At 68.1% G+C, this 2,398-nt stretch carries 3 protein-coding genes; 1 reads left to right on the plus strand and 2 read right to left on the minus strand.

The window, feature by feature from the left end; genetic code table 11:
* A partial coding sequence (locus BRAS3809_RS20395; protein WP_240535724.1) for an ankyrin repeat domain-containing protein occupies positions 1–579 on the plus strand: 579 nt, incomplete at its 5' end.
* Positions 580–660: 81 nt separating this feature from the next.
* Here BRAS3809_RS20395 and BRAS3809_RS20400 read toward each other — a convergent pair.
* Positions 661–1,659, minus strand: coding sequence for a hypothetical protein (locus tag BRAS3809_RS20400; protein WP_240535725.1), 999 nt, complete (start codon positions 1,657–1,659; stop codon positions 661–663).
* A gap of 277 nt (positions 1,660–1,936) precedes the next feature.
* A partial coding sequence (locus BRAS3809_RS20405) for a cytochrome c1 (protein WP_035657201.1) occupies positions 1,937–2,398 on the minus strand: 462 nt, incomplete at its 5' end.

Genomic DNA, 2,398 nt, shown 5'->3' on the forward strand with positions numbered 1-2,398 from the left:
GACAAAAAAGAAGGGGGGCTAATGATGAGCCAAGGTCATTCGCAGCAACAACGCGATCTCGAACAGGCGGTGATTACGGCCGCCTATTGCGGCGACATCGACACGTTGATCGCGCAGCTGGATCGGGGCGCTGCCTTGAACGCGCGGGACTGTGACGGCGACACCGCGCTCATCCTCGCCGCAGACCGGGGTCACATCGACGTGGTCGAGGTGCTTGTCGCGCGCGGGGCTGACGTCAACGCAAGAAACCAGAACGGCGAGACTGCGCTGCTGCGGGCCGCGGGCAATGGCCGGGCTGCGGTGGTGAAGCATCTGCTCGAGCACAACGCCGATTGCAATGCAGGGGACATCGTCAAGTGTGCGCCGCTGATGCGGGCCGCCTATCGTGGCCACGTCGACGTGGTGAAGGCGTTGCTGGCCTGCAAGGTCGACCTGATGGCCCGCAACAAGTTCGGAAACACGGCGGCATCGCTGGCCGCCCGCAATGGTCATCGCGAGATCGAGGTCCTGCTGCAGCAGGCCCTCGACGGCGGCGCCGTCGAGTTGCCGAGCCTTGGCTCTGCGCGCGCGCGCCGCTGACGGAGTCTGCGGACGCAGCACGGCTTGCCGGCGCGTCTCGGCTGATGACGCCGCGGGCGCGGCTGGAGCCTCGCTGCGGCGTCAGTGCTGGAAGCCGCCCCAGAAGCAACCTCCGACGCCGCCGATGCAGGGTCCGGCCTGACGCGAATCGCGCCGGATCGCCGCGGGGACCATGTCTTCGAAAGCGCGCGGGCGGCGCTCGTCACCGACACTCGGACAGCGCCGGGACCAGGTCGATAACCCGTCCCGCGTCGCGCCGCATTCCGTCGCGAATCGCGACGGGGCCGCAGTCCTCGCATCGCGCCGCGGCGATGAGGCCGGCGGAATCGCGGGGGCCGCAGACGCGGGCGGCGAAGGCGCGCGCGCCAGGTCGGCCGGCGCAGCTTCCGAGGGCACGGGCGTTGGCGATGGCGTGGCGGCAGAGGCCGGTGGCGGCGTCGCCGTCGATGGCGACGATGCGGCCCGAGACGGGGTGACGGCAGGCGAGGCCGGCGGCGCCGGGCCTTCGGCGGACGATCCACGCCTGGCAGCGGTGCCATCGAACAAGCTCGAGACCTGCTGGCCCAGAGTGACGGCACCGCGATAGCCGTAGAACAGCACCAGTCCGAGCACGGCGACGGTGAGAAAGCGAATCGGATGCCGTAGCGGAAACGTGACAATGTCCACGGCCAAAGTGAACGCGGTCGGCGGGGCCCGCCGACCAGGATCGATCGCAGCTTCCGCGGGCAGCTGGGCCATCGGCGGCCGCAACGCGCCGGCCTCGTCGTCGCCCCAAGGTCGGAGTCCGCCGCTGACCTCGAGGGCTTCGGCGATCTGAAGAAAGCTTTGGCCCTCCTTGCGGAGCGCCCCCCACGTGGCCCGAAAGGCCGAATCCCCGAGCGAGCCCGGCTGATCCATGCGCTTGATCCGGCCGAGAACCGAGGGCTGCAGCAGCAGCCGGCGCTGCTGGATCAGTTCGGCGAGCTTCGCAAAGCTCAGTCCGGACGCCTCGAGAATCTGCGCGGCGTGATCCTTGCCGGTCTGCGCCACGGTCGCATCTTCCGAGTCCATCTGGACCATCGCCTGCTTCAGCGAGGCCATGTCATCGATCATCGTCATCGCTCAAACTCCCGACGACCGCGGGCATCGGTGCGGCGGCAGGCCGTCACACGCGAGACTTGCTCGAGGCCCAGACTAGCGGACATTGACCGCCGTTTCGAGGATGTCGCACGCATGCGAGCCTCATCGTCCGCTTCGGACCGCCGGCGCGCACGGCAAACTGGGCCGCCCGCCGAGAGAGACGGCGACGTCAGACCCGACGTAACAAAAAAGCCCCCGCAGGGGCTTTTTCCAACTCGAATGTGATTGATCGCGCCGCTCAGTGGGCCGCGGCCCAGACGCGCTTCTTGGTGAAGTACATCAGTCCGGCAAAGATGATCAGGAAGATGAACACCTGGTAGCCAAGGCGCTTGCGGGCCTCCATGTGCGGCTCGGCGGTCCACATCAGGAAGGTCGCGACGTCGTGGGCGTACTGCTTGACGGTGGCCGGCGAGCCGTCGTCGAAGGTCACCTGCCCGTCCGACAGCGGCGGCGGCATCTTGATGGCGTTGCCGGGGAAGTACTTGTTGTAATAGGAACCGTCCGGGATCGTCACGCCATGCGGCGGGGTCTCTTCATAACCCTGGAGCAGCGCGTTGACGTAGTTCGGGCCCTGCTCCTGGAACTGGGTGAAGAAGTCGATCAGGAACCAGGGGAAGCCGCGCTTGTAGGAGCGCGCCTTGGCGATCAGCGACAGGTCCGGCGGGGCGGCCCCGCCATTGGCGGCGCGCGCCGCCTGCTC

The sequence above is a fragment of the Bradyrhizobium sp. STM 3809 genome, from assembly GCF_000239795.1.
Classification (GTDB): Bacteria; Pseudomonadota; Alphaproteobacteria; order Rhizobiales; family Xanthobacteraceae; genus Bradyrhizobium.

Coding starts and splice junctions, on each gene's coding strand:
- BRAS3809_RS20400 (WP_240535725.1), bottom strand. CDS start 1,659: ATGGCCTCGCTGAAGCAGGCGATGGTCCAGATGGACTCGGAAGATGCG.